The sequence below is a fragment of the Glycomyces mayteni genome, from assembly GCF_042428885.1.
Classification (GTDB): domain Bacteria; phylum Actinomycetota; class Actinomycetes; order Mycobacteriales; family Micromonosporaceae; genus Glycomyces; species Glycomyces mayteni.
Genome location: NZ_JBHMBP010000001.1, coordinates 263,290 through 284,181 on the forward strand (window position 1 = coordinate 263,290; position 20,892 = coordinate 284,181).

Below are 20,892 nucleotides of genomic sequence, written 5' to 3' on the forward strand. Positions count from 1 at the left end.
GACCGCGCCCTAGGCGACCCGGTGGGCGCCCTGGGCGGCGCGGGCGGTGAAGATCCGCGGGGCCGGGAGGCCCGCCTGGGCGGCGGCGCCGGTGACGGCGTCCTCGATCTTGGCGATCGCGTCGGCCTCGACCAGGGCGATCGCGGAGCCGCCGAAGCCGCCGCCGGTCATGCGGGCGCCGAGGGCGCCCGCGCCCAGGGCCGCGTCCACCGCGCAGTCGAGCTCGACCGAGGAGACCTCGTAGTCGTACCGCAGCGAGGTGTGCGAGGCCGTGAGCAGCTCGCCGATGCCGCGGACGCGGCCCGAGCGGAGGATCTCGGCGGTCTTGAGGGCCCGCTCGTTCTCGGTGACGACGTGGTGCATGCGCCGGTTGAGCCGCTCGTCGTCGAGTTTCGCGTGCTTGGGCGCGTCGCGCAGGGACGCGACGCCGAGCTGGCGGGCGGCCTCCTCGCAGTCGGCGCGGCGCTGGGCGTACTCGCCGTCGGCGTGGCGGTGCGGCGCCTGCGTGTCGACCACGAGCATCGCGAGGCCCTCGGCGGCCAGGTCGAAGGGGACCTGCTCGCGCGAGAGGTCCCGGCAGTCCATGAACATGACGCGCCCGGCCTCGCACAGCAGCGACGCGGACTGGTCGAGGACGCCCGTGGGCGCGCCCACGTACTCGTTCTCGGCCTTCTGCGCGATGCGCGCGGCCTCCGCGCGGTCGATGTCGTGGCCGTACAGGTCCGCCAGGGCGATGAGCACCGCGCACTCGATGGCGGCCGAGGACGACAGGCCGCCGCCGACGGGCACGTCGGAGTGGAGGGCGAGGCGCGTCGGGCCGACCGGGTAGCCGGACTCGTTCAGGGCCCAGGCGGTCCCGGCGAGGTAGGCGGCCCAGCCGTCGACGCCGTCGAGGGAGGCGCTCGTGCGGGTCTCGCCGTCGCCGTAGGTGGAGTGGAAGGACCACTGGTCGGCCCTGGCGGCGGCGACGACGGCGTAGAACGGCAGCGCGAAGGGCATCACGAAGCCGTCGTTGTAGTCGGTGTGCTCGCCGATGAGGTTGACGCGACCGGGCGAGGCCCACAGGCCCTCGGGCTCGGTCCCGTAGGCGTCGCGGAAGGCGGCCGCGGCGGTCCCGGCGAGTTCGAGGGCGTGGTTATCGGCGGGCATGCTGGTAGTACTCCCAGGCGTCGGCGACCATGCGGTCGAGGGTGTCGCGGCTGGGCTTCCAGCCGAGTTCGGTCTTGGCGCGCTCGGAGGAGGCGACGAGTTCGGCGGGGTCTCCGGCGCGGCGGGGGCCGACGGCGACGGGGAAGTCGGTGCCGGTCACCGCTTTGACGGTGGCGACGACCTCTTTGTTGGAGAAGCCGTTGCCGTTGCCGAGGTTGTAGATCTTGTGCTCTCCGGCCGCGGCGGCGCCGAGGGCGAGGAGGTGGGCCTCGGCGAGGTCGGCGACGTGGATGTAGTCGCGGACGCAGGTGCCGTCGGGGGTGGGGTAGTCGTCGCCGAAGATCGCGAAGGACTCCCGGCGCCCGGAGGCGGCGTCGAAGGCGATGGGGATGATGTGGGTCTCGGGCTCGTGGTTCTCGCCGTGCCAGACGCCGCTCCGGTCCTGGTAGGCGCCGACGACGTTGAAGTAGCGCAGGGAGACCGCGGCGAGGCCGTGGGCGGTGGCCTCGGACTGGATGGCCATGTCGGCCGCGAGCTTGGTCGCTCCGTATGTCGAGGTCGGCGCCTTGATCGCGTCTTCCCTGATCGGGACCTCGACCGGGTTGCCGTAGACCGCGGCGGTCGAAGAGAAGACGAGCGTCTTCACATTCGCGTCCCGCATCGCTTCGAGCAGCGCGAACGTCCCGGACGTGTTGTGCTCCCAGTAGATCTCGGGCTTCTCCATCGACTCGCCCGCGGCGATGAGGCCGGCGAAGTGGAGGACTCCGTCGAAGGACTCGTCGAGGACCTCGCTGGCCCACTGAACAGCGGAGGGCACCAGCGTCGCCCCGACAGGGACGCGCACTGCCGCTGCGGGAGGGCAGTCGTCGAGGACGACGACCTCGTGGCCCGCTTCGAGGAGCATGGTGGCGACGATCGAGCCGATGTAGCCGGCGCCGCCGGTCACGAGGTATTTCACAGTGCCTCCTTGAGAATGTTGGCCGAGGTCTCGGGTCCGAGGTCGTGGACCCATCCGCCCATGACGGACTCCGAGGAGGCCAGGAACTTCACGCGCCCGGGGCCGCGGCGGATCGAGACGAGCTCGAAGCGCAGCCGCCCGAGTTCGCGGTCCTCGCCGACCGGGGCCTGGTGCCAGCCGGCCATGTACGGCATCTGCTCGCCAGGGTAGGCGGCGTCGCAGCGTTTGAGGACCTCCAGGTACAGCGGCGCGAACGATTCGATGTACGCCTCGGGCAGCTCGGTGAGGTCGGCGAAGCGCTCGTGCCTGGGGTAGAGGTGGACCTCGAAGGGCCAGCGGGCGGCGTAGGGGGTGAACGCGGTCCAGTGGTCGTTCTCGGCGATGACGCGGGGGCCGCGGCGCTCGGATTCGAGGATGTCGTCGAAGAGGTCGCGGCCGGTGGCGGCGCGGTGGCGGCGGTTCGCTTCGAGGTGCCTGCGGGTCTGCGGGGTGGTGTACGGGTAGCCGTAGATCTGGCCGTGCGGGTGGTGGAGGGTCACGCCGACCTCGACGCCGCGGTTCTCGAAGCAGAAGACCTGCGCGACGTCGCCGCGGGCCTGGAGGGCGGCGGTGCGCTGGGCCTGGGCGCGGACGATGAGGGCGACGCGCTCGGGGCTGAGGTCCACGAGGGAGGAGTCGTGGTCGTCGGAGAAGACGACGACCTCGCAGCGGCCGGAGGCGGGCGCGGAGGTCTCCATCCCGGTGGCCTCCGTCGGGGGGAGCGGGCCGGGCTCGCCGAAGCCGCCGAAGGACGGGAAGCGGTTCTCGAAGACGGCGACCTCGTAGTCGGGGGCGGGGACCTCGGTGAGCTCGTCGCCGTCGGAGGGGCACAGCGGGCAGGCGACGGGGAGGTTGGGGCGGCCGGACCGCCCGGCCGAGACGGCCACCCACTCGTCGCGGAGCACGTCGTACCGGATCTCCCCGGCGCTGACGCGGTCGCCGAGGTCGCGCTTGTCGGCGAACGAGGCGCGCCCGGCGTCCGGCTGCGTGTTGAAGTAGAGGATCTGGCGGCCGTCGGCGAGGCCGCCGGTCTCCACGGAGTACGCGGTCATGGTCTCTTCTCGATGTGGACGGGCGCGAGCACGACCTGGTCGACGTGCTCGCCGAGGATGCGGCGGGCCTCCTCGTCGAGGAGGGAGTCGGTGACGACGACGTCGGCGCTGTCGAGGGACGCGACCGTGGCGATGCCGACGACGTCGAACTTGGTGTGGTCGGCGACGACCACGAGGCGGCGGCCCTTGGCGGCGAGGGTCGCGACGGTCTCGGCTTCGAGGAGGTTGGGGGTGGTGAACCCGGCGCGCGCGGACATGCCGTGGACGCCGAGGAACACGGTGTCGACGTTGACCCGCTCCAGCGAGGCGACGGCGAAGGGCCCGACGAGCGCGTCGGAGGGGGTGCGGACGCCGCCGGTGAGGATGACGGTCTGGTCGGGGCGGCCGGCCCGGTAGAAGACGTCGGCGACGGGCACGGAGTTGGTGACGACGGTGAGGTCGGGGACGTCGGTGAGGCGGTGCGCGAGGGTCCACGTGGTGGTCCCGGCGGAGAGGGCGATGGCCTGGCCGGGGCCGACGAGCGTCGCGGCGGCGTCGGCGATGGCCTGCTTCTCGGGCTCCTGGCGGACCTGCTTGACGGCGAACCCGGGCTCGGAGGTGGAGCCGAAGTCGACAGCTGTCGCGCCGCCGTGGACCTTCGCGACCAGGCCGCGGTCGGCGAGGGTTTCGAGGTCGCGGCGGATGGTCATGTCCGAGACGCCGAACTCCTCGACCAGTTCGGCCACGCGGACCGCCCCGGTCCGGTGCACGCGTTCGGCGATCCGGCTCTGTCGCTGCTGCGCCAGCATCGGCGACTCCCCTTCCCTCAAGATCCAACACAATTAAACATCAGGATCGGCGGGGCCGCAATACCGGGTGGCCGCCGTCTCGGCCCGGATGTCAGAATCGGTCCATGACCACTGCCGACCGCAAGCCCCGCGTCTTCTCAGGGATCCAGCCCACCTCGGACTCGTTCCACCTCGGGAACTACCTGGGGGCGCTGCGGCAGTGGGTGGCGATGCAGGACACCACGGACGCGCTCTACTGCGTCGTCGACCAGCACGCGATCACCGTCGATCACGACCCAAAGGTATTGCACGAGCGCTCACGCGTGAGCGCCGCGCAGCTCCTGGCGCTGGGCCTGGACCCCGAGCGGTGCACGCTGTTCGTGCAGTCCCAGGTCCCCGAGCACGCGATGCTCGCGTGGATCCTCGGCTCCGAGACCGGGTTCGGCGAGGCCAGCCGCATGACCCAGTTCAAGGACAAGTCCGCCAAACAAGAACGCACAACGGTGGGGCTGTTCACCTACCCGATCCTCATGGCCGCCGACATCCTCCTGTACCGGACCGACCAGGTCCCCGTCGGCGAGGACCAGCGCCAGCACCTGGAGCTCACCCGCGACCTCGCGATCCGCTTCAACGGCACGTACGGCGAGACGTTCACCGTCCCCGAGCCGTACATCGTCAAGGCGACCGCGACCATCAAGGACCTCGCCGAGCCCGAGAAGAAGATGTCGAAGTCCTCGGCCTCCCCGCGCGGGTGCCTGTACCTGCTCGACGAGCCGAACCAGATGCGCAAGAAGATCAAGAGCGCCGTCACCGACTCCGAGGCCGAGGTCCGGTTCGACCCCGAGACCAAGCCCGGCGTGTCGAACCTGATGAACATCTACACGGCCCTCGCGGGCACCACGGTCGAGAAGCTCGAAGCGGAGTACGCCGGGCGCGGCTACGGCGACTTCAAGGGCGACCTCGCCGAGGTCGTCGCCGACACGCTCGGACCGGTCGCGGTGCGCACCAAGGAGATCCTCGCCGACAAGGCCGAGCTCGACCGCGTCCTCACGATGGGCGCCGAGAAGGCCCGGCACCTCGCGGTCCGCACGATCGCCAAGACGTACAAGAAGATCGGCTTCTATCCCCCGGTGGCGCTTTAGTGGCCGGAACCGGCGGGAGGACCGTCACGGTGGGGGTGGCGATCCCGGTGCCCCCGCCGTGGGGCGAGGTCCTGGACCGCGCCCGCATCGCCTCCGGCGACCCCCTCGGCGGGATCGTCCCGGCGCACCTGACGCTCCTGGGGCCCACCGAGATCCCGGCAGATTCGCTCGACGCGTTCCGCGCCCACCTCGCGGCCGTCGCGGGCTCCTGCCCGCGCTTCGACCTGCACCTGCGCGGCACCGGCTCGTTCCGGCCGGTCACCGAGGTCGTGTTCGTGGCCGTCGCCGACGGCATCGCGATCTGCGAGCAGCTCGAAGCGGCGATCCGCACCGGCCCGGCCGAGCGCGAGCGCACGTTCCCCTACCACCCGCACGTCACGGTGGCCCAGAACGTCGGCACCCCGGCCCTCGACCACGCCTTCGCGTCCCTCGCGGGCTTCGAGGCGAAGTTCCGCGTCGAGTCCTTCACGCTCTACACCCACCCGAGCCCGGGCGCCTGGACCTTCGAGACCCTCGCGGGGGCCCCGGTCCCCTGGACCCCGAGGGCGGTCTTCCCGCTTCGCGAATGAAACTCGCAATACAATTTGTGTTACACTCGCGGCATGAGCATGTTGAACGTACGCACCGACGAGGCGATGGACATCGCCATCGCCGAGCTGACCGCCGACGGCAAGACCAAGACCGAGGCGGTGCGCGAGGCGCTCCTGCACGCCTATCGCGAGAAGCTCATCAAGCAGGCCAAAGCCGACGCCGACCGAGTCGAGGCGGATCCCGAGGACCGCGCCGAAATCCAGGCGATCATGCGGTACATGGGGGTCGCGTAGTGATCTTCCGCGGGGCGATCTACGAGGTCAAACCCGCGAAGGAGGCCACCGGACACGAACAGCAGGGCCGGCGCTACGGCGTCGTCATCCAGTCCGACGCCTTCGCCACCAGCACCATCACCATCGCGCTCACTTCGACCGGCGCCCATCACACGATCTACCGGCCCGAGATCGAATTCCTCGGCGCGAAGTCCCGAGTCCTCACGGACCAGATCTACTCGGTAGACCATGGAAGACTCGGTGACTTCATGGGCGCCTTGGACTTCGATGAGCTGGACAATCTCAACCGGGCGCTGCTCCTCAAGCTCGGCCTGAGTTGAGCCGATCCGGTCAGAAGTCGAAGAGGTCCTCGAAGACGCTCTTGCGCTTCTTCTTCTTGTAGTGGTAGTCGTCGCCGTGGTGGCGGCGGTCGTCGTAGTGGTCGTCGCGGCGGCGGTCGTCGTACCGCCGGTCGTCGCGGCGGTCCTCGTAGCGGCGGTCGTCGCGGCGGTCGTCGTATCGGGGCTGGTCGCGGGGGGCGGGGCCGGGGGGCGCGACGGCGGCGCCGCGCTGGAAGGCCGACTCGGCGGTCATCAGGTGTTCGAGTTCCCCGCGGTCGAGGAAGATGCCCTTGCATTCGGAGCACTGCTCGACGACGACGCCGTTCCGCTCGTACTGGTGCATCGGGTTCTGACATTTAGGACAGAGCATCTGCATCATGACATCAACCTATCGTGAATCGGCCATGGATGCCCAACCGGAAGCGGGCGCCCCGGCTGTGAGTTCTCACAGCCAGAGCGCCCGCTCACCGCGTGCTAATGGGTGAAGTGGCGCGTTCCGGTCAGGTACATCGTCACGCCCGCCTCCTTCGCGGCGGCGATCACCTCGTCGTCGCGGACGGAGCCGCCCGGCTGGACCACGGCCTTGACGCCCGCGTCCACGAGGATCTGGAGGCCGTCGGGGAACGGGAAGAACGCGTCCGAGGAGGCGACCGAGCCCGCGGCGCGGTCGGCGCCCGCGCGCTCGACGGCGAGCTTCGCGGAGTCCACCCGGTTGACCTGGCCCATGCCCACGCCCACGGAGGCGCCGCCGGAGGCGAGGAGGATCGCGTTCGACTTCACCGAGCGCACCGCGCGCCACGCGAATTCGAGGTCCGCGAGCGTCGCGTCGTCGGCGGGCTCGCCGGTCGCCAGCGTCCAGTTCGCGGGGGCGTCGCCGTCGGCGTCGATGCGGTCGGGGCGCTGGGCGAGCACGCCGCCGGAGATCGGCTTCAGCTCCAGGGCCGCGGGCGCCCATGCAGGGGCCCGCAGCAGCCGCAGGTTCTTCTTCGCGGTGAGGATCGCGAGCGCCTCGTCGGTGAACGAGGGGGCCACGACGACCTCGGTGAAGATCTCCGCGATCTGCGCGGCGGCCTCGGCGTCGACCTCGGCGTTCGCGGCGATGACGCCGCCGAAGGCGCTCAGCGGGTCGCACGCGTGGGCCTTGCGGTGGGCCTCGGCGATCGAGGCGCCGACGGCGATCCCGCACGGGTTGGCGTGCTTGACGACCGCCACCGCGGGCGCGGTGAAGTCGTGCGCGGCGCGCCAGGCGGCGTCGGCGTCGGTGTAGTTGTTGAAGCTCATGGCCTTGCCGTGGAGCTGCTCGGCCTGCGCGAGGCCCGGCGCGCCCGGGACGGCGTACACGGCCGCGTCCTGGTGCGGGTTCTCGCCGTAGCGCAGGTCCGCGAGCTTCGCGGCGGGCAGGGCGAGGAAGTCGCCCAGGCCCTCGGCGGCGGCCTGCTCGGCGAGCCAGGTGGCGACGGCGGCGTCGTAGGTCGCCAGGTGCGCGAACGCCTTGGCGGCCAGGCGGAGCCGCTGCTCGGCGGTGGTGCCCTCCTTGGCGGCGTCGCGGATCCACGAGTAGTCGGCCGGGTCCACGACGACGGCGACGTTGGCGTGGTTCTTGGCGGCGCCGCGGACCATCGAGGGCCCGCCGACGTCGATCTTCTCGACGATGTCGTCGAAGCCCGCGCCGGAGGCCACGGTCTGCTGGAACGGGTACAGGTTCCCCACGAGCAGGTCGAACGCCTCGATGCCGAGGTCGGCGAGCTGCGCGCGGTGGGACTCGCGGCGGACGTCGGCGAGGAGGCCGCCGTGGACCTTCGGGTGGAGGGTCTTGACGCGGTCGTCGAGGATCTCGGGGAACCCGGTCAGGTCCTCGACCTTGGTGACGGGGATGCCGGCCTCGGCGATGCGCGCCGCGGTGGAGCCGGTGGAGACGAGCTCGACGCCGGCGGCGTGGAGGTCGCGGGCGAGGTCGACGACGCCGGTCTTGTCGAAGACGGAGACGAGGGCCCGCTTGATGAGCTTCCGCTCGGACATGAATGCACTGCTCCTGATCGAAGATGACTGCGGCCCAGGCGTTCGACCGCAGTAACAGGTTCAGCAGCGCCGCTCCCCGGTGGTACTCCACCCGTGGCGTCTTCTGAAGGTCCCCCCTCAACAACGAGCTGCCCGGTCCGTGCCACGGGAAACCTCGAAAGACGTCACTCGCCAGTCGCGACCGGCCGAGCGTAACACGCTCTCGGCGGGCTCCCGGGCGGCGACCGTGCGTGACGCCCGCCACCAGTGCCGGGAGGCCAGGGCGCCGAGCAGCGCGCCGAGGGCGTTGAGGAGCACGTCGTCCACGGAGGCGACCCGGCCGGTCCCGAACGCGAGCTGCGCGGCCTCCACGAGCGCGGCCCCCGCCGCGCCGAGCCCGAGGACCGCCCACGGCCCCAGCGGGAACCGGATCGGCAGGAAGAGCCCGGCGAGGAAGAACAGGAGGAGGTTCCCCACGAGCTGCTCCGCGATGGTGCGCGGGTCGGCCGAGGCGAGGTCGATCAGGTCGGCGAAGGGCACCGGTTGCAGGCCGCCGTCGCCGCCGCGGGGCGTGAGCACCAGGAACAGCCACGGCAGCGTGCCGAACACCGCGCCGACCTCGGCGACGGAGTCGCGCCAGGGGTGCGGCCGGCCGAGGCGGGCGCGCAGGGCCGCGAGGGCCCAGGCGAGGAGGAGCCCGAGCGGGACGAGCAGGAGCGAGGCCCAGACGGTGGCGGCCTCCAGCGCGTTGACGGCGAGGGGTGCTTGCATTCGGCGATGCTAGCCGAGGATCACCCTGCGGCCCTGGACCTTCCAGCCGTCGCGCATCATGCGGCCGACCGACTCGACCAGCTGGGCGCGCTCGGCCTCCTTGATGCGCTCGGTCAGGGACTCGACGGTGTCGTCGTCCTCGACGGGGACGGCGCACTGGGCGACGATCGGGCCGGTGTCGACCCCGGAGTCGCAGACGAAGAGGGTCGCGCCCGCGATCTTGACGCCCGCGGCGAGGGCCTCGCCGGGGCCGTTCATGCCCGGGAACGCGGGCAGGAGCGAGTTGTGGGTGTTGACGTAGCGGCCGGGGAACGCGTCGAGGAACCGCGGCCCGCAGAGCTTGAGGAACCCGGCCGAGACCACGAGGTCCGGCTCGTAGGAGGCGACCTCGGCGGTGAGCGCGGCGTCCCACTCGTCGCGGGTGGCGTAGTCCTTGACCTTGTGCACGAACGTGGGGATGCCGAGCTTCGCGGCGCGCTCGGCCCCGAAGGTCCCGTCGCGGTCGGCGCCCACGGCGGCGACCCGCGCGCCGTAGGCGGGGTCGGCGCAGGCGTCGAGGAGGGCCTGGAGGTTCGAGCCGGAGCCCGAGACGAGCACGACGAGATCAGCGGTCACGGGTGAAACGGTAACCCGTCGTCGCGGCCGGGCGCGGGTTCGGGGATGACCACCGTGTCTCTGCGCACGAGCTCGGCTTCGGCGGCGCGGCGGTGGACGGCGAACAGGCGCGCGACCAGCGCCGCGCCCACGAGGCCGATGAGGAACTGGACCCCGGCGACCCCCGCGACGGCGACCGGGTCGGGCCCGAGGTCGGCGAGGAGGTCCTGCCCGGCGGCCCCGCCGGAGAGGTACGCCAGGAGCGCGAGCGCCAGGGCCGCGGTGGCGGCGGCGACGATCGACGCGGTCGTGACGCGCGGCAGCCGCAGGTCCGGGGACCGGTACGTGAGGATCACGCCGAACACGGCCGCGAGCATGAGCGGCAGGCCGACCAGGACCGTCGCGTACTCGGGCAGCGGCGCGGTGGGCACGGCCGCGAACACCGGGAACGCCGGGAGCGGCCCGACCGACACGAGCTCGGTCTGCACGGCCGTCCCCGCGCCGACGGCGAAGCCGGGCCCGGCGAGGTACGCGGCGGCCCACACGGCGAGGTTCGGCAGGTACAGCAGGCTCATGAGCGCCACGATCCACGACGCGTTCCCGTACAGCCCCAAGGTGTCGGCGACGATCGGGCCGCGGACGGCGAACGCCGCGCCCGTGGCGGCCGCGCCGAACGCGAGGAGCGCGCCGGTGGTGATGAGCCCGGTGCGCAGGCCGCGGCGCAGCCACACCGAGGCGGCGTCCCACGGCAGGACCCCGGCCTCGCGGGCGGAGCCGAACGCGGTGGCGGCCACGACCAGCGGCACGGCGTGCAGGAGCGCGGGGAGCATGTCGATCGCGAAGGGCCCGCGGGCGCTGAGCGCGGCGGCCCCGGCGACGAGTCCGGTGTAGAGGATCGAGACGAGCCCGGCGGCGGCGCGCACGGCCGCGGCGTCCCGGCCGCCGATCGCGCGCGTCGTCCCGGCGGCGGCCTTCGCGAGCCGCCAGGCGATGAGGACGGTCAGGGCCAGCGGCGTGACGCTCAGGTGGACCGGTCCGATGTCGACGGGCACGCCGTGCCCGGCGAGCCAGGCCGTTCCGGCCGCGGCCGCGACCACCGAGACCGGGCCCTGGGCCCCGGCCTGCCACCAGCCCGCGATGACGCACACCAGGATCGGCGTGAACACCACGGTCGCGCACCACACGGTCGTCGCCAGCGCGGACGCGAGCAGCGCGCGGGGGCGCTTGGCGCGGGGGCGCGCGCCGGTGTCGAGGACCTCGGTGGGGCGCTCGTTCTCGCTGCGGGGCTGGCGGGGCGGGGCCGAGGCGTCGATGCGCACGGTGTGGCGCTGCGCGGACCCTGTGCTGCCAGGGCGTCGGTTCGGTCGTCGCTCCACGCCGACCAGTCTGTCACAAGGGCGCCGCCCGCAGCGCCTTCCCGGCACCGGCGGACCGGTGCGAGGATGGGTCGAGTTCACAGTGAGGAGACTGGCATGGATGGTCCTGGCGAGTTCTACGCGACGGCCGAGGCGTACGACGTGATCGACGGCGACACGTTCCGGGTGCGGATCGACGGCGAGTCGATCCGGGTGCGCGTGCTGGGCATCAACGCGCCCGAGTCCGGCGGGTTCCGCGAGGAGCAGGACTGGGGCGAGGAGGCGAAGGAGTACGCGCGCAAGAAGCTCGAAGGCCGGATGGTCCACTTGTTCACCGACCCGGGCGCGGAGGTGTTCGACCAGTACGACCGGCTGCTGGCGCACGTGGTGATGGAGAACGGGATCAACTACGCGGTGCTGGCGGTGGCCGACGGGATGGCGGAGGCCTATGTGCTCCGGCACCAGGACCTGACGATCGGCGACACCCTGGAGAAGGCCGAGGACCTCGCGCAGGCGGCGGACCGCGGCATGTGGCAGGACGACTGAGACGGCACGGAACGAGGGACGGCCCCGGCGGGGCCGTCCCTCGTTCGCGTTGCGGCTACAGGGCTTCGGAGGTCTGGCGGTCGGTCTCCTTGGGTTCGCGGCCGTAGAGCCAGGGCTGGACGGCCGCGGCGAGGATGCCGCCGACGAGCGGGGCGACGATGAAGACCCAGACGTGCTCCAGGGGCGCGCCCCCGGCGAACAGGGCCGGGCCGAGCGAGCGGGCCGGGTTGACGGAGGTGCCGGTGAGCGGCAGGCCGACCAGGTGGATGATGACCAGGACCAGGCCGATGGCGGCGCCCGCGGCGGGGGTGGCGCCCTTCTTGCTGGTGACGGCGAGGACGGTGAAGACGAGCAGGAACGTCAGGAGCGCTTCGATGACGATGGCGCCGGTGAGGTTCACGGTGGCGCCGTAGTCGTTGGAGCCGAGCGCGCCGGTCTGGTCGGTGACGTCCCCGGCGGTGGTCATGAACTTCAGGAGCGCGGCGGCGGCGATGCCGCCGGCGAACTGGGCGATCCAGTAGCCGACCGCGGTGGCGGCGTCGACGCGTCCGGTCAGGAGCGCGCCGAGGGTGACGGCGGGGTTGACGTGGGCGCCGGAGATCGGGCCGATCGCGTAGGCGAGTGCGAAGAGGACGAGGCCGAAGGCGAAGGCGACGCCGACGAATCCGATCGCTTCGCCGTCGATGCCGTACACGGCCGCGCCGACGGCGAAGAAGACCAGGCAGAAGGTGCCGACCAGTTCGGCCCAGATCGCGCGCATGACGTCCTCCTCGAAACCGTTTCCTACGTCTGTTCCAGAGGATGGCAGGACTGGGGCGGCTTCGTGAGCGTTTGCGCTATTTGGACTGGGTTGCGGCGGAGGTCAGGCGCGGTCGAGGTAGTGGAGGACGGCGGCGACGCGGCGGTCGGTCTCGTCGTCGGGGGTGAGCCCGAACTTGAGGAAGATGTTGCGGATGTGCTTGTGGACGGCGTTCTCGGTGATGAACAGCCGCTGCGCGATGGCGCCGTTCCCCAGGCCCTCGGCCATGACCGACAGGACCTCCTTCTCGCGGGGCGTGAGGCGCTCGACCGGGTCGTCGGCGCGGCGCTGCGCGAACAGCTGGGCGACGACCTCGGGGTCGATGGCGGTGCCGCCGCCCGCGACGCGGTGCAGGGCCTCGACGAACGCGTCGACGCGGCCGACGCGCTCCTTGAGGAGGTACCCGACGGAGCGGGCGCCGTCGGCGAGGAGGTCGGTGGCGAACGACTGCTCCACATAGGCCGAGAGCACGAGGACCGCGAGGCCGGGGTGGGCGCGGCGGGCCGCGACGGCGGCCTTGATGCCCTCGTCGGTGTGCGTGGGGGGCATGCGGACGTCCACGACCGCGACGTCGGGGCGGTGCTCCTCGACGGCGGCGAGGAACGCGGCCGGGTCCCCCACGGAGGCGACGACGTCGAAGCCCTCCCCGCGCAGCACCAGGTTCAGGCCCTCGCGCAGGAGGGTGTCGTCCTCGGCGATCACGATCCGCACGGCAGCTCCACTCTGATCTCGGTCGGCCCACCGGGTGGGCTGGTCACGGCCGCGGTCCCGTCGAGGGCCTCGACGCGCCGCGTGATGCCCGCCAGGCCCGATCCTGCCCCGGCGTCGGCGCCGCCGCGGCCGTCGTCGACCACGGCCACAGTGAGGGTATTCCCCCGCCGCGTCACCTCCACCGACGCGCTCGTCGCGCGGGAGTGCTTGGCCACGTTCGTGAGCGACTCGGCGACCACGAAGTAGGCGGTGGCCTCGACGCTCGCCGGGCACCGGCCCGGCACGTCCACGGCCACCGTGCAGGGCACGGCGCAGTCGGAGGCCAGCGCGTTCAGGGCCCCGGCGAGCCCGCGGTCCTCCAGGACGGGCGGGAGGATCGACCGCACGACCGCGCGCAGCTCGGCGAGGGCGTCCTCGACGGTGTCCTGGGCGCGGCCGAGGATCTCCACGGCCCGGTCGGGGTCGCGGGGGACCTCGCGCTTGGCGGCGCCGACGAGGACGGCGACGGCGACGATCCGGTTCTGGGCCCCGTCGTGGAGGGCCCGCTCGATGCGGCGCAGCTCGACGGCGTGCGCGTCGAGGGCGGCGGCGCGGGTCGCGGTGAGGCGGGCGACGCGCTCGGACAGGTCGATGTCGGGGTCGGGGCCGAGGAGGTTGACGCCGGCGCGGGCCTGGAGGTCGAGGAGCTTGGGGCCGAACAGGAGCCACAGCGCGAACACGGCGATGCCGGTGGCGAAGCCGAGGGCGGCGGCGGGCGCGGTCTGGGCCTCGATCATGCCCGAGAGGATCTGCTGCTCCGAGGAGGGCGCGAACGCCCACCACAGCGGATAGGTCGCGTCGCGCACGGACACGAACGGCATGTTGATGAGGACCGCCCCGAGGATGAGGCCCCACGTGCCGTGGAGGAACACCCACTGGAGGTCGCGGCGCGCGGACGGGTCGGCGCGCAGTTCGCGCAGGCTCCGCGGGGCCTCGACGTCGGGGCCGGAGTACGGGGACTCGACGTCGTGGCCGAGGCGGTGCAGGCGCCGCCGCTCCAGGCCCGCGAGCGTCCGCACCCACTGCATGGTCGGGTGGACGAGGAACCGCCCGGCGCCCAGCAGCGAGAGGAACCCGACGAGGACGGCGACGGGGATCGTGTAGAGCGCGAGGATGCCGAACCCGGCGCCGACCGCGCCGTACCCGGAGGCGCGCAGGGCCGCGGCGACCACCGAGCCGAGCCCGGCCCTGCCCTCGCCGTCCGGGCGCAGCTGCGCGTCGAACCACGCCCGCACGCGCTCACGCCTGCCGATCGCCATCGCTTCCTCCAAGAACTCGCTTGGAAACGTACCCGCGGCGGGCCCGCGCCGTCGCTACAGCCTGCTGTACAAGCCGGATCGGGCCGGTACTACAGCTGGCTGTACCCGCCCGGCTCCGGTTGTCCCCACCCCTTTTCCGGCAGCTGACCGCATTGGAAACGGACACGGAACGCCATAGCGTCGTCGGTACCAAGGAGACCCCGGAGGCACACCGATGACCACCACCCTCGCCGCTCCCCCGAGCAGGCGCCCCGCGACCGCCGCGCCCGCGCTCGCCCTGAGGGAGATCACGAAGACCTACGACGGCGCGCACACCGTCCTCGACCGCGTCAGCCTCGACGTGCCCGGCGGCGCGCTCATCGCCGTCATGGGCGCCCCCGGCTCGGGCAAGTCCACGCTCGTGCACTGCGCGGCCGGGCTCGACGACCCCACCGGCGGGGAGGTCCGCATCGCCGACCGGCGCATCACGGGCCTGGAGGAGGCGAAGCGGACGCTCCTGCGGCAGGGCCGGGTTGGCTTCGTGTTCCAGTCGTTCAACCTGCTGCCCTCGCTCACGATCGAGGAGAACCTGGCGATGCCGCTGCGCCTGGCGGGCGAGTCCGAGGACCGCGACTGGCTGCGCCACCTCGCGGAGCGCACCGGGATCGACCGGCTCCTCCAGCGCCGCCCCGCCGACCTCGTGCCGGTGCTCCAGCAGCGCGCGGCCGTCGCGCGGGCCTTCGCCTCGCGCCCTGACGTGGTCGTCGCCGACGAGCCCACCGGGGCGCTCGGTCCGGCGGACGCCTCGGAGGTCCTCGACCTCATGCGGTCCCTCGTGGACGAGTGGGCGCCGGGCCTGCTCATGGTCACGCAGGACCCCGCGGCGGCCTCGCGCGCGCACGCGACGTTCGCACTCGAAGGGGCGCGGCTGCGTCCGGTACTGACTTCCACTCGGTAGCAAGGGACACCGCAGGGCCCGCCGTATTCGGCGGGCCCTGCGGTGCGGGTGTTCTCTCAGGCGGCGGTTACGCGGCTTCGACGACCTCGGCGGTGCGGCGCCCCATGAGGGCGGTGGCGCTGGCGAGGAGGCCGACCGCGGCGACCGCGGTCACCAGGTACAGGCCGGGCCGGTACTGGGCGATCGAGGTGGCGGCGCCCCCGGCGATGAGGCCGGTGACGATCGCGAGGACCACGGCGCCGCCGATCTGCCCGGAGGTCTGGACCAGGCCGGAGGCCAGGCCCTGCTCGTCGTCCGAGATGCCCTCGGTGGCCTGGACCATGACCGACGAGAAGCCGATCGCGAAGCCGAGGCCCAGCAGCAGGAACGCGGGCAGGTAGTCGGTGAGGTAGTTCGGCTGGGCCGAGCCGCCGCGGAGGATGAACCACAGGTAGCCGAGGACGAACGCGGCCATCGAGGCGATGATCATCGACTTGGTGCCGTATCGGTCGATGAACTTGCCCGCGAGCGGCGACAGGATCGCCACGATGATCCCGGCGGGGGCCAGCGCGAGGGCCATCTGGATCGGCTCCCACTGGAGCGTGTTCTGGAGGTACAGGGACACGATCGTCTGGAAGCTGATGTAGGACCCGAAGATCGCGAGCGCGGCCAGGTTGGCGCGGACGATCGACTTGACCTTGAAGATGCTCAGGCGCACCAGCGGGTGGGCGACCTTGTTCTCGATGACGAAGAACGCGCCCAGGAGCAGGACCGCGGCCGCGGTCGTGGCGGTGACGAGCGGCGTGAAGCCGGTCTCGGGGACCGTGACGATGGTGTAGACCGCGGCGAGCATGCCGCCGGTCAGGGTCGCGGAGCCGAGGAAGTCGATGTGCCCCTTCTCGCGCTCGTTGTTCTTGGGGACCACGACGAACGCGGCGATGAGGACGCCGACCACGACGATGACGGGCGCGAAGAACGTCAGGCGCCAGTCGACGCTGGTGAGCAGGCCGGAGGCGATGAGGCCCGAGGCGTACCCGGTGGCGCCGAAGACGGTGAAGATCGACAGGGCCTTGTTGCGGTCGTGGCCCTCCTTGAACGTGGTGGTGATGATCGAGAGCGCGGCCGGGGCGGTGAACGCGGCGGCGACGCCCTTGACGATGCGCGAGGCGATGAGCAGGCCCTCGTGCTCGACGAGCCCGCCGATGAGCGAGGCGGCGCCGAAGACGACCAGCGCGGTGAGGAAGACCTGGCGGCGTCCCAGCAGGTCGGCCATGCGTCCGCCCAGCAGGAGCAGGCCGCCGTAGCCGAGGATGTAGCCGTTGACGATCCACTGGAGCGAGGCCGTCTCCAGGCCCAGCTCGGCGCCGATGGACGGGAGCGCGACGCCGACCATGGAGACGTCGAGGGCGTCCAGGAACATCGCGAGGCCGGCCACGAAGAGGACGGCCCACAGCTTTGGACCCCAGCGGCTCGGGGCGTGTGACGGCGTATCGATGCTGGTCGAAGTCGAGGTGGGGAGGGGTTTCGGTTCGGTGATCGTCATGCCGAGAAACTTACATGCACGTGCATTGGATGTCAACACATCAAATGCGTGGACATTAAATGTCTTGACATGGTAATCTCCTGGTCATGGAGGCCGAAGTATCCGAAGACGTGTGCACCCAGTGGTCTGAAACACTCCGCGTGTACCACAACACATCCTGCGAGCTGGAGAACGCGCTCCAGGACGGGCACGACCTTGGACTGAGCGAGTTCGAGGTCCTCAAGATCCTGTCCAGCAAGTGCTGCGACAGCACCGGCAAGGCCAAGATGAAGGACCTCGAAGCCGAGATGTACCTCAGCCAGAGCGCCCTCTCCCGCACGGTCACCCGCCTGGAGAAGGCCGGCCTCGTCACGCGCGCGACCTGCGACTTCGACCGCCGCGCCATGTTCCTCATGCTGACCCCCGCCGGGCAGGAGCGCTACGAGGCCGCGCAGCCCACCTACCGGGGCGTGCTCCGCCGCCACTTCGACTGAGCCGCTTGGCGAACCGCCGCTGAAACGGTTCAAAGGCCTGCCCTGGTCGTCCCGCTTCGGACGGCATACCCCCTTGCGGCGTGACGGTCGGTAAGGTGAGGTGGAGAGCAGTCACAACCGATCCGGCATGGAGAGTGGATGTCATGACTCCCCCAGAGAACGACCGACCCGACGACGAGGACGGCGGCACCTTCAAGCTCAAGCCCGGCGCGCAGCCGCCCGCCGCGGCCCCTGAAGGAGGGGAGGAGGCCGGACTCGACCGCACCATGAAGATCAACCGGGTCGAGGCCCAGCAGGGCACCCCGCCCCCGCCGCCCTCCCCGCTCGGGAACCCGACCGGCCCGTCGGACCCGCCCGCCGCCGAGTACGCGCAGACCACGGTCATGCCGCAGACCGGCTCCCAGACCGGGTTCAACCCGTCCGGGACCCCGCAGGCCCCGCCGCCGAACCCGCTCGGCTCGGGCCAGCTCCCGCAGTCCGCGCCCGGCCAGCAGCCGTACGGCCAGCCGCAGGGCCAGCAGCCCGGCTACCCGCCGCCCCCGCCCCAGGCGGGCTTCCCGCAGCCCCAGGCCGCCGGGCCGCAGGGCCCGGTCCCCGAGGGGATCAAGCGCATCGGCCTCATGGCCCTCATCGGCGCGGGCATCGGCGTCGTCTCCGCGGTGTTCTCCTTCATGAACCCCTACGGGGGCTTCGCCGGGGTCATCGGCCTCCTCGTCGCCGCCGCGCTCGCCTGGTACGGCTGGGCGCTGCCGAAGGGCCAGATCACCTCTGGCGGCCTGCGCCTGACCGGCGTCATCCTCATGATGGTCGGCGCCGGGTTCGGGATCATCGGCGCGCTGTCGAGCCTCGCGGCCATCGCGATCGTCGGCGGCATCATCTTCCTGACGCTCATCCTCAACCTCGCCGCCGCCGGCGCCTACGGCTACGCGTCCTTCATCTACATCAAGGACCAGGAGGTCAAGGCGTACATCAAGGGCGCGCCGACCGCCCCCGCCGGATACCCGCAGCCCGGGTACGGGCAGCAGCCCCCGCCCGGCTACGGCCAGCCCGGCGGCTTCCCGCAGCCCGGCCAGCCGCAGCAGCCGCCGCAGGGCTACGGCCAGCCGCAGGGCCAGCAGCCCGGCGGGTACCCGCCGCCGCCTCCCGGCTACCCGCAGCCGGGCCAGCAGCAGCCGCCGCAGCCGCCCTACGGCCAGTAGGACTTCCAACCCGCACCGGTCGCGACTAAGCTCACTCGTATGAACTGGCCGCGGCGCCGACGATCGCCACGAGCGACGCAGGCGCCGCGGCCTCCGTACGAGGAGGTACAGATGACTGCAACCGGGGCGCCCATCCGCGTCGTCGTCGCCAAGGTCGGGCTCGACGGCCACGACCGCGGAGCGAAGGTCGTGGCCCGCGCGCTGCGCGACGCGGGCATGGAGGTCGTCTACACGGGCCTCCACAACTCCCCCGAGCAGGTCGTCGCCACCGCCCTCGCCGAGGACGCCGACGCGATCGGGCTGAGCATCCTCTCCGGCGCGCATATGACGCTCTTCCCGCGGGTGCTGAAACTCCTCGACGAGAACGACGCGCGCGACATCGTCGTATTCGGCGGCGGCATCATTCCCGACGAGGACGCCGCGCAGTTGCGCGAAGCCGGAGTGGCGCAGATATTCGGCCCCGGCGCCTCGACCCAGGCCATCGCCGAATGGGTGCGCGGCCATGTGCCCTCACCCGATCAGGGCAGCCCCGCGGCCGTCTGAACGGCCCTGAACTGCGGATACGCCCGCCGCAAAAAATTCTTCGAGGAGACCGTAACCGCGCCTGGCGGCCCTCGTTCTTATAAGTGTCGGACGCGATGGCAACACCGCCGAAGACGCATCAGCAGTCGGCCGAAAGGCCGCCGGACAATGACGCAGAGGCTTCACCGGGAGTTCACTCCCGAAGCGTCGTGCAATTGAGCTGTGCCACAAGCTGCCGATGCCCTGTCGATTGAGGGGTGGCGATAGGGCATCGTGCCTAAGGGAATCAAGCCATTGAGGGGTGGGCTTGGTTCCCGCTAAGGGGACCGGACGCCTGAGGGGTGCGTCCGGTCCCCGCCTCTATTCCCCGGGCCGATCCCGCCCGCTCCGCCCCGTTCGCCCCGCCCCGAATGTCGCACCCTCCGGGCACTGTTGAAACCGGGGGCGACTCGATCCCGACACACCCGGCCGCGGGGGCCGCACAACCACCCCGCCGGGACGTGAATCGCCTGCAAGGGCCCGGCAAGCGGCCTCCTGAGCCTGACTCGTCACACCCGCCGCCCGCCCGGGTCTCCGGCGCCTCGCCGCGCGTTACCCTGCGATAACGGGCACCTGTAGCTCTCCCCCGCCTGACCGGACCCGGTTCGCCGAGGCCGCGGCCCGCACCGGGCCATGGCGGGGAGGCCCAGGCCAGTCCGGTCAAGGAAGACTAGCTAGTGGAGCGGACTCTACAGTGGATCTGTACGAATACCAGGGCCGCGCACTGTTCGCCCGGCACGGAGTGCCGGTTCTGGACGGCGGCGTCGCCACCACACCGCAGGAGGCCGTTGCGCTCGCTGAGCGCCTCGGCGACCGTGTGGTCGTCAAAGCGCAGGTGAAGGTCGGCGGCCGCGGGAAGGCCGGCGGCGTCAAGCTCGCCGACACCGTGGACGAGGTCAACACCCACGCCACGAACATCCTCGGCATGGACATCAAGGGCCACACCGTCGAGAAGGTCATGCTCACCGTGACCGCCGACATCGACGAGGAGTACTACTTCTCGTACCTGCTCGACCGCGCGAACCGCACGTTCCTGTGCATCGCGTCGACCGCGGGCGGCATGGAGATCGAAGAGGTCGCCCACACCGCCCCCGAGAAGGTCGTGAAGCTCCCGATCGACGCCGGCGTCGGCGTCACCCCGGAGATCGCCGACGGCATCGTCACCCAGGCGGGCTTCCCCGAGGACCTCCGCGACCAGCTCGTGGACGTGTTCGTGAAGCTCTGGGGCGCCTTCGTCGCCGAGGACGCGACCCTCGTCGAGGTCAACCCGCTCGTGCGCACGCCCGAGGGCCGGGTCCTCGCACTCGACGCGAAGGTCACGCTCGACGAGAACGCGGACTTCCGCCACCCCGACAACGCCGAGTTCGAGGACAAGTCCTCGGTCGACCCGCTGGAGCAGCGCGCCAAGGACTCCGGCCTCAACTACGTGAAGCTCGACGGCTCCGTCGGCATCATCGGCAACGGCGCGGGCCTGGTCATGTCCACCCTCGACGTCGTGTCGTACGCCGGGGAGAACCACGGCGGCGTCAAGCCCGCGAACTTCCTCGACATCGGCGGCGGCGCCTCCGCGGCCGTCATGGCGAACGGCCTCGAAGTGGTCCTGTCGGACCCGCAGGTCAAGGCCGTGTTCGTGAACATCTTCGGCGGGATCACCGCCTGCGACGAGGTCGCCCGCGGCATCCTCGGCGCGCTCCAGACGCTCGCCGACCGCGGCGAGGACGTCACCAAGCCGCTCGTCGCCCGCATCGACGGCAACAACGCGGAGGAGGGTCGCAAGATCCTCGCCGACGCGAACCACCCGCTCATCACCGTGGTCGAGACCATGGACGCCGCGGCCGACAAGGCCGCCGAGCTCGCGAACAAGGGGGCCTAGTCCA

22 protein-coding genes, 1 pseudogene and 1 riboswitch are annotated in these 20,892 nt (G+C 71.7%); of the genes and pseudogenes, 10 read left to right on the forward strand and 13 right to left on the reverse strand.

Features of this window, described 5'->3' with window-relative positions:
• Positions 1-9 precede the first annotated feature (9 nt).
• Genes galK through ACFFXY_RS01225 form a run of 4 tightly spaced genes read right to left on the reverse strand, consistent with a single transcriptional unit; the run spans position 10 to position 3,986 of the window.
• Positions 10-1,149, reverse strand: a complete 1,140-nt coding sequence (gene galK, locus ACFFXY_RS01210; protein ID WP_382345080.1) for a galactokinase — start codon at positions 1,147-1,149, stop codon at positions 10-12.
• The gene (gene galE / locus ACFFXY_RS01215) at positions 1,136-2,161 is read right to left on the reverse strand and encodes a UDP-glucose 4-epimerase GalE (RefSeq protein ID WP_382345082.1); all 1,026 of its coding nucleotides are present in this window, start codon (positions 2,159-2,161) and stop codon (positions 1,136-1,138) included. The genes galK and galE overlap by 14 nt, the downstream gene beginning before the upstream one ends.
• Positions 2,104-3,198, reverse strand: coding sequence for a galactose-1-phosphate uridylyltransferase (gene galT / locus ACFFXY_RS01220; protein WP_382345084.1), 1,095 nt, complete (start codon positions 3,196-3,198; stop codon positions 2,104-2,106). The genes galE and galT overlap by 58 nt, the downstream gene beginning before the upstream one ends.
• Positions 3,195-3,986, reverse strand: a complete 792-nt coding sequence (locus ACFFXY_RS01225) for a DeoR/GlpR family DNA-binding transcription regulator (protein WP_382345086.1) — start codon at positions 3,984-3,986, stop codon at positions 3,195-3,197. The genes galT and ACFFXY_RS01225 overlap by 4 nt, the downstream gene beginning before the upstream one ends.
• 104 nt (positions 3,987-4,090) lie before the next feature.
• Between ACFFXY_RS01225 and trpS the strand changes: the two genes are divergently transcribed.
• The 4 genes from trpS to ACFFXY_RS01245 are packed head-to-tail and all read left to right on the forward strand — an operon-like array spanning position 4,091 to position 6,251.
• Positions 4,091-5,107, forward strand: a complete 1,017-nt coding sequence (gene trpS / locus ACFFXY_RS01230; protein WP_382345088.1) for a tryptophan--tRNA ligase — start codon at positions 4,091-4,093, stop codon at positions 5,105-5,107.
• Positions 5,107-5,676, forward strand: a complete 570-nt coding sequence (locus ACFFXY_RS01235) for a 2'-5' RNA ligase family protein (protein ID WP_382345090.1) — start codon at positions 5,107-5,109, stop codon at positions 5,674-5,676. Before trpS ends, ACFFXY_RS01235 begins: the two co-directional genes overlap by 1 nt.
• Before the next feature lie 33 nt (positions 5,677-5,709).
• The gene (locus ACFFXY_RS01240) at positions 5,710-5,931 is read left to right on the forward strand and encodes a hypothetical protein (protein ID WP_382345092.1); all 222 of its coding nucleotides are present in this window, start codon (positions 5,710-5,712) and stop codon (positions 5,929-5,931) included.
• Entirely contained in the window at positions 5,931-6,251 is a 321-nt protein-coding gene (locus ACFFXY_RS01245; protein WP_382345095.1) for a type II toxin-antitoxin system PemK/MazF family toxin, read from the forward strand. Before ACFFXY_RS01240 ends, ACFFXY_RS01245 begins: the two co-directional genes overlap by 1 nt.
• 10 nt (positions 6,252-6,261) lie before the next feature.
• On the opposite strand, the gene ACFFXY_RS01250 is transcribed toward ACFFXY_RS01245, so the two are convergent.
• From ACFFXY_RS01250 to ACFFXY_RS01270, 5 genes and pseudogenes are all read right to left on the reverse strand, one after another.
• Positions 6,262-6,630 (reverse strand): TFIIB-type zinc ribbon-containing protein, encoded by a 369-nt coding sequence (locus ACFFXY_RS01250; protein ID WP_382345097.1) that lies wholly within the window; start codon positions 6,628-6,630, stop codon positions 6,262-6,264.
• Between the two features lie 95 nt (positions 6,631-6,725).
• Positions 6,726-8,270 (reverse strand): bifunctional phosphoribosylaminoimidazolecarboxamide formyltransferase/IMP cyclohydrolase, encoded by a 1,545-nt coding sequence (gene purH, locus ACFFXY_RS01255; protein WP_382345099.1) that lies wholly within the window; start codon positions 8,268-8,270, stop codon positions 6,726-6,728.
• Positions 8,271-8,295: 25 nt separating this feature from the next.
• A riboswitch (ZMP/ZTP riboswitch) is annotated at positions 8,296-8,459 on the reverse strand.
• Positions 8,460-8,534: 75 nt separating this feature from the next.
• Positions 8,535-9,020, reverse strand: a pseudogene (locus tag ACFFXY_RS01260) (VanZ family protein); the annotation flags it as partial.
• A 9-nt stretch (positions 9,021-9,029) separates the two neighbouring features.
• The gene (purN, locus tag ACFFXY_RS01265) at positions 9,030-9,635 is read right to left on the reverse strand and encodes a phosphoribosylglycinamide formyltransferase (RefSeq protein WP_382345103.1); all 606 of its coding nucleotides are present in this window, start codon (positions 9,633-9,635) and stop codon (positions 9,030-9,032) included.
• Complete coding sequence (locus tag ACFFXY_RS01270; protein ID WP_382345105.1) at positions 9,632-10,990, reverse strand: cell division protein PerM; 1,359 nt, start codon at positions 10,988-10,990, stop codon at positions 9,632-9,634. The genes purN and ACFFXY_RS01270 overlap by 4 nt, the downstream gene beginning before the upstream one ends.
• Before the next feature lie 96 nt (positions 10,991-11,086).
• Between ACFFXY_RS01270 and ACFFXY_RS01275 the strand changes: the two genes are divergently transcribed.
• Entirely contained in the window at positions 11,087-11,515 is a 429-nt protein-coding gene (locus ACFFXY_RS01275) for a thermonuclease family protein (RefSeq protein WP_382345107.1), read from the forward strand.
• A gap of 55 nt (positions 11,516-11,570) precedes the next feature.
• Here the strand turns inward: ACFFXY_RS01275 and ACFFXY_RS01280 are convergent, their stop codons facing one another.
• The 3 genes from ACFFXY_RS01280 to ACFFXY_RS01290 all read right to left on the reverse strand — a co-directional run bounded on the left by ACFFXY_RS01280 (position 11,571) and on the right by ACFFXY_RS01290 (position 14,323).
• Positions 11,571-12,275, reverse strand: a complete 705-nt coding sequence (locus ACFFXY_RS01280; RefSeq protein ID WP_382345109.1) for an MIP/aquaporin family protein — start codon at positions 12,273-12,275, stop codon at positions 11,571-11,573.
• 102 nt (positions 12,276-12,377) lie between these two features.
• Positions 12,378-13,025: a response regulator transcription factor gene (locus ACFFXY_RS01285; protein WP_382345111.1), complete on the reverse strand. Its 648-nt coding sequence runs from the start codon at positions 13,023-13,025 to the stop codon at positions 12,378-12,380.
• Positions 13,013-14,323 carry a sensor histidine kinase gene (locus tag ACFFXY_RS01290; RefSeq protein WP_382345113.1) on the reverse strand — a complete coding sequence of 437 codons (1,311 nt, stop codon included), beginning with the start codon at positions 14,321-14,323 and terminating at the stop codon, positions 13,013-13,015. Before ACFFXY_RS01290 ends, ACFFXY_RS01285 begins: the two co-directional genes overlap by 13 nt.
• Positions 14,324-14,537: 214 nt before the next feature.
• On the opposite strand from ACFFXY_RS01290, the gene ACFFXY_RS01295 reads away from it, so the two are divergent.
• Entirely contained in the window at positions 14,538-15,260 is a 723-nt protein-coding gene (locus ACFFXY_RS01295; RefSeq protein WP_382345115.1) for an ABC transporter ATP-binding protein, read from the forward strand.
• A 67-nt stretch (positions 15,261-15,327) separates the two neighbouring features.
• Here the strand turns inward: ACFFXY_RS01295 and ACFFXY_RS01300 are convergent, their stop codons facing one another.
• A complete protein-coding gene (locus ACFFXY_RS01300; RefSeq protein ID WP_382345117.1) occupies positions 15,328-16,782 on the reverse strand; it encodes an MFS transporter in 1,455 nt (484 codons plus the stop codon).
• 86 nt (positions 16,783-16,868) lie between these two features.
• On the opposite strand from ACFFXY_RS01300, the gene ACFFXY_RS01305 reads away from it, so the two are divergent.
• From ACFFXY_RS01305 to sucC, 4 genes are all read left to right on the forward strand, one after another.
• Positions 16,869-17,255 (forward strand): MarR family winged helix-turn-helix transcriptional regulator, encoded by a 387-nt coding sequence (locus ACFFXY_RS01305; RefSeq protein WP_382345119.1) that lies wholly within the window; start codon positions 16,869-16,871, stop codon positions 17,253-17,255.
• A 143-nt stretch (positions 17,256-17,398) separates the two neighbouring features.
• A complete protein-coding gene (locus tag ACFFXY_RS01310; protein WP_382345121.1) occupies positions 17,399-18,454 on the forward strand; it encodes a hypothetical protein in 1,056 nt (351 codons plus the stop codon).
• A gap of 111 nt (positions 18,455-18,565) precedes the next feature.
• Positions 18,566-18,997 (forward strand): coenzyme B12-dependent isobutyryl CoA mutase small subunit, encoded by a 432-nt coding sequence (gene icmB, locus ACFFXY_RS01315; protein WP_106363195.1) that lies wholly within the window; start codon positions 18,566-18,568, stop codon positions 18,995-18,997.
• A 712-nt stretch (positions 18,998-19,709) separates the two neighbouring features.
• Positions 19,710-20,888, forward strand: coding sequence for an ADP-forming succinate--CoA ligase subunit beta (sucC, locus tag ACFFXY_RS01320; protein ID WP_382345124.1), 1,179 nt, complete (start codon positions 19,710-19,712; stop codon positions 20,886-20,888).
• The last annotated feature ends 4 nt before the right edge of the window (positions 20,889-20,892 follow it).